The following is a 5,438-nucleotide window of genomic DNA, read 5'->3' as shown; positions in this document are numbered from 1 at the left end:
GGCACCCTCGAGTTCCTCGGCCGCCTCGACTTCCAGGTGAAGGTGCGTGGCTTCCGTGTCGAGTTGGGCGAAGTCGAATCCGTCCTCCGCATGGCTCCCGGCCTGCGTGACGCCGCCGCTGTCGTCCGTGAAGACGTCCCGGGCGACAAGCGCCTCATCGGCTACGTCGTCGTTGGCACCGACTCACCTCTCGACTCCGAGGCCCTCCGCACCTTCCTCCTCCAGCGCCTCCCCGAGTACATGGTGCCCTCCGCCTTCGTCTCCCTGGCGGCACTGCCCCTGACTCCCTCCGGGAAGCTCGCTCGCAACCGTCTCCCCGCCCCCGACGTCGACTCCCTGCGTGGCGACTCCTCCTTCGTCGCTCCCCGCAACCCCGCCGAAGAGAAGCTCGCCTCCATCTTCTCCTCTGTCCTCCGCCTGGAGCGCGTCGGCGTCACCGACAACTTCTTCTCCCTCGGTGGCCACTCGCTCCTCGCCACCCAGGTCATCTCCCGCATCCGCTCCTCCTTCGGCGTCGAGCTGCCGCTGCGGGCCCTCTTCGAGGCCCCCACCGTCGCCTCACTCGCCTCGCGCATCTCCTCCGCTTCTCGCGAGGCCCTCGGCGCTCAGCCTCCTCCCATCCTCCCTGTTCCTCGCACCGGGCCTCTCCCCCTCTCCTTCGCCCAGCAGCGCCTCTGGTTCATCGACCAGCTCCAGCCCGGCTCCTCCACCTACAACATGCCTTCCTTCGTGCGCCTCTCAGGCCCACTCGATTCGAAGGCCCTCCAGCTCAGCTTCGACTCCCTCGTCTCCCGTCACGAAGCGCTGCGCACCTCCTTCATCCAGAAGGATGACCAGCCGTTGCAGGTGATCGCTCCGCACGCGGAGCTACCGGTGACACACGTGAACCTCCGGGATCTCGCGCCCGAGGTCCGCGGCGCCGAGGTCGAGCGCCTACTGCGCGAGGAGTACCAGCGGCCCTTCAACCTCTCCACGGGTCCGCTCATCCGCGCTCAGCTCCTGGAGCTCAGCGACACCGAGCACGTCCTCGCGCTCAACATGCACCACATCGTCTCCGACGGTTGGTCCATGGGTGTCCTCATCCAAGAGGTCGCCGCCCTCTACGACGCCTTCTCCCACGGCAGGCCTTCTCCCCTCGCGCCCCTCTCCATCCAGTACGCCGACTTCTCCGTCTGGCAGCGCTCCTGGCTCCAGGGCCCTGTCCTCGACGCTCAGATCGACTACTGGCGTCACCAGCTCGCGGACCTCACGACGCTCGAGCTGCCCTTGGACAAGCCGCGTCTGGCCGTCCAGACGTCCGCGGGCGATGTGGCGCTCATCACCCTTCCGCTCGCGACCACGGAGAAGCTCAAGAGCCTGTGCCAGCAGGAAGGGGCGACGCCCTTCATGGCCCTGCTCGCCGTGTGGCAGCTCCTGCTCTCCCGCTACTCGGGCCAGGATGACATCGCCGTCGGCTCCCCCATCGCGGGTCGTCACCGCTCGGAGCTCGAGGGGCTCATCGGCTTCTTCGTCAACACGCTCGTCCTGCGCTCCCGCGTCGACGCGCACGCGTCCTTCCCGCACCTGCTGCGACAGGTGAAGGAGGCGGCGCTTGGGGCCTACGCGCACCAGGACATCCCCTTCGAGCGTCTCGTCGAGGAGCTTCAGCCCACGCGCGACATGAGTCGCAGCCCGCTGTTCCAGGTCCTCTTCGTCCTCCAGAACACGCCGGCCTCGGGTGTCCAGACGCATGAGCTCTCCCTGAGCCCGGTGGACATCAGCGGCGGGACCTCGAAGTTCGAGCTCCAGCTCAGCCTCGTCGAGTCCCCCGAGGGATTCTTCGGAGGCCTCAGCTTCAACACCGACCTGTTCGAGCGCGCCACCGCCGAGCGCATGGCGCGTCACTTCGAGCGCCTCGTCGAAGCCATCGTCAACAACCTCGACGCGCCGGTCTCCGCGCACGCCATGCTCACGGAGGACGAGCGCCGGCAGGTCCTCGTCGACTGGGCCTCGGCGCCGCTGAGCGCCCCCGTCGACTCCACGATTCCCGAGGCCTTCGCCCGCGCCGTGGCGCTCGCGCCCGACGCCCCCGCCCTGGTCTTCGGCGAAACGGCGCTCACCTACCGGCAGCTCGACGAGCGCTCCAACCAGCTCGCCCGGCTCCTGCGCCACCACGGCGTCACCACCGATGACCGCGTCGCGCTCTCCCTGGAGCGCTCCTTCGAGCTGGTCATCGCGCTCGTCGCCATCGTCAAGGCGGGCGCGGCCTACGTGCCGCTCGACGCGTCCTATCCGTCGCACCGGCTCCTCGCCATGATGGAGGACACCCAGCCGCGCCTGCTCCTCACGTCACGCGCGCTGGTCTCCAAGCTGCCGACCGAAGGTGTCACCACGCTGGTCCTGGAGGAGGTCGACACCTCCGCCCAGCCCGCTGGACCGCTGCCCTCCCTGGCCCTCACCGATTCGCTCGCCTACGTCGACTTCACCTCCGGCTCCACCGGCAGGCCCAAGGGCGTGGGGACACTTCACGCTGGCGTGCTGCGGACGCTCGTCGGCGCGACGTACACGCGCTTCGGCCCCGAGCAGACCCATGTCCTGCTCGCGCCCATCTCGTTCGACGCCTCGACGTTCGAAATCTGGGGCGCGCTGCTGCACGGCGCTCGGCTCGTGGTGCCGCCGGCCCACACGCTGTCGCTGGAGGAGATCGAACTCACCGTCTCGCGGCACGGCGTGTCCACGCTGTGGGCCACCAGCGGTCTGTTCTCGCAGCTCGCGGACGCGGTGCTCCCGGGGCTGAGCACGGTGCAGCACGTCCTCACCGGCGGCGACGTGGTCTCGCCGGTCCACGCCCGCAAGGCGCTGACGGCCTGGGGCGCGCAGGTCACCAACGCCTACGGCCCCACCGAGTCCACCGTCTTCGCCACCACCTTCGCCATCACACGCGCCGAGGACATCGGCGCCACGCTGCCCATCGGTCGGCCCATCCAGGGAACGCGGCTCCTCGTCCTCGACGCCTCGCTCCAACCCGTGGCTCCGGGGGTCACCGGAGAACTCTTCATCGGTGGCGAGGGACTCGCTCGCGGCTACCTGCTCCGCCCGGACCTCACGGCCGAGCGGTTCGTCCCCGACCCTTCCTCCGCGTCGCCGGGTGCGCGCCTCTACCGCACGGGCGACCTGGTCCGCTGGCGCGCGGATGGCACCCTCGACTTCCTGGGCCGCGCCGACTCGCAGGTGAAGCTGCGTGGCTTCCGCATCGAGCTGGCGGAGATCGAAGCCGCGCTGCGTGAGTACTCGTCCATCACGAGAGCCCTCGCGCTCGTCCGCGAGGACGTGCCCGGGGACAAGCGCCTCACCGCGTACTTCACCGCGTCCTCGCCCGTCGACCCGGCAGCCCTGCGCGCCTTCCTCAAGCAGCGGCTGCCCGAGTTCATGCTTCCGTCGTTCCTCATCCCGCTGGCGGCCTTCCCGCTGACCGCCAACGCGAAGCTCGACAGGAAGGCCCTGCCGGCGCCCGACACCCTCGCCTCGTCCACCTTCGTCGCGCCACGAAACCCCACCGAGGAGCTTCTCGCGGCCATCTGGGCGGACGTCCTACGGCTCGACAAGGTGAGCGTCGCCGACGACTTCTTCGAGCTGGGTGGACACTCGCTGCTCGCGACGCAGGTGGTCTCGCGCGTCCGGAGGGCCTTCGAGGTCGAGCTGCCCTTGCGCGCCCTGTTCGAGGCGTCGTCCATCTCCGCCCTGGCCTCGCGAATCCTGGCCGTGAGGGGAGAGTCCGGGACGCAGGCGCCGCCTTTGGTGCCCGCGCCTCGCACGGGGGAGCTACCGCTGTCCTTCGCGCAGCAGCGACTGTGGCTGGTGGACCAGTTGGAGCCCGGCAGCTCCGCGTACAACATCCCCTCGGCGCTGAGGCTCCGCGGCACGCTGAACGTCGCGGCGCTGGAGCGCGCCTTCACCGCGCTCGTCGAGCGTCACGAGTCCCTGCGCACCACGTTCCTCGCGCGCGACGGTGAGCCCATCCAGGTCATCCATCCGGTGCGGGCGTTCGTGCTGCCCGTCGTGGCGCTGGGCATCCTGCCCACCGAGGAGCGCGAGGAGCGCGCCGTGCGCCTCGCCACCGAGGAGGCCCAGCGTCCGTTCGACCTGGCGCGAGGGCCGGTGCTGCGCGCCATGTTGCTGCGCCTCGCCGCCGAGGAGCACGTGCTGCTGGTCACCCTGCACCACGCCGTCTCGGACGGTTGGTCGATGGGTGTGCTCATCCAGGAGCTCGCGTCCCTGTACGAGGCGTTCTCCACGGGCGTCGAGGCGCGGCTCGCGCCGCTGCCCATCCAGTACGCGGACTTCGCCGCGTGGCAGCGCTCGTGGTTGAAGGGCGACGTGCTGGAGCAGCAGCTCGCCTATTGGAGGCAGCAGCTCGGTGAGCTGCCGCCGCTGCTGGAGCTGCCGACGGACAAGCCGCGTCCGCCTGTCCGCAATCCGCGCGGAGCCTCGCGTCCCGTTCGGTTGTCGCGGGAGCTGACCGAGCGACTGGCCGTCCTCTGCCGCCAGGAGGGCGCCACGCCGTTCATGGCACTGCTCGCCGTGTGGCAGGTCCTCCTCTCGCGCTACTCGGGGCAGGACGACATCGCCGTGGGTTCGCCCATCGCGGGCCGCACGCGGACGGAAACAGAGGGGCTCATCGGCTTCTTCGTGAACACCCTCGTGTTGCGCACCCGGGTCCGTCCGGGACTGCGATTCCGTGAGCTGCTCGCCCAGGTCCGGGCCACGACGCTCGCGGCCTACGAGCATCAGGATGTGCCCTTCGAGAAGCTCGTCGAGGAGCTGAAGCCCCAGCGCAGCCTGAGCCACACGCCGCTCTTCCAGGTGATGCTGTCGCTCCAGAACATCCCCGTCGCGAGCCGCACCGTGGCGAGCGCGACCGAGGACAGTCCGCCGCTGCATCTGGAGCCGTTCGCGCAGGACCACCAGACGACGAAGTTCGACCTCACGCTCACGTTGTCACAGACGCCGGACGGGCTGGCCGGTGGGCTCAGCTACCGGGTGGACCTGTTCGACGACGCGACCATCGAGCGTTGGGTGGGGCATCTGCACACGCTGCTGGAGGCGGCCATCAACGGCCCCGACACGCTCGTGGGCGAGCTGCCGATGTTGTCCGCCGAGGAGCGCCGCCGCGTGCTCGTCGATTGGAATTCGACGCGCCGGGAGATGCCCTGGAAGGGTGCCTTCCACGAGCTCTTCGAGGCCCAGGCCACCCTCACGCCTGACTCGCTCGCCGTCCTCGACGACTCCGCCTCCCTCTCCTTCTCTGTCCTCAACCGGCGCGCCAATCAGCTCGCGCACCTGCTTCGCGCTCGCGGCGTCGGGCCCGAAGTCCGTGTCGCATTCTGCCTCGAGCGCTCCGTCGACTCCCTCGTCGCCCTCCTCGCCATCCTCAAGGCCGGCGCCGCCTACGTCCCCCT

The 5,438-nt window shown here is 69.8% G+C and carries 1 protein-coding gene; it reads left to right on the top strand.

The features are described from left to right. Positions 1-5,438 (top strand): non-ribosomal peptide synthetase (locus K8625_RS43365; RefSeq protein WP_223786078.1); only part of this gene is annotated, 5,438 nt, incomplete at both ends.

It is taken from the genome of Myxococcus sp. AS-1-15 (assembly GCF_020037055.1).
GTDB lineage: Bacteria > Myxococcota > Myxococcia > Myxococcales > Myxococcaceae > Myxococcus > Myxococcus fulvus.
This window is presented reverse-complemented; position numbering and strand designations above follow the sequence as displayed.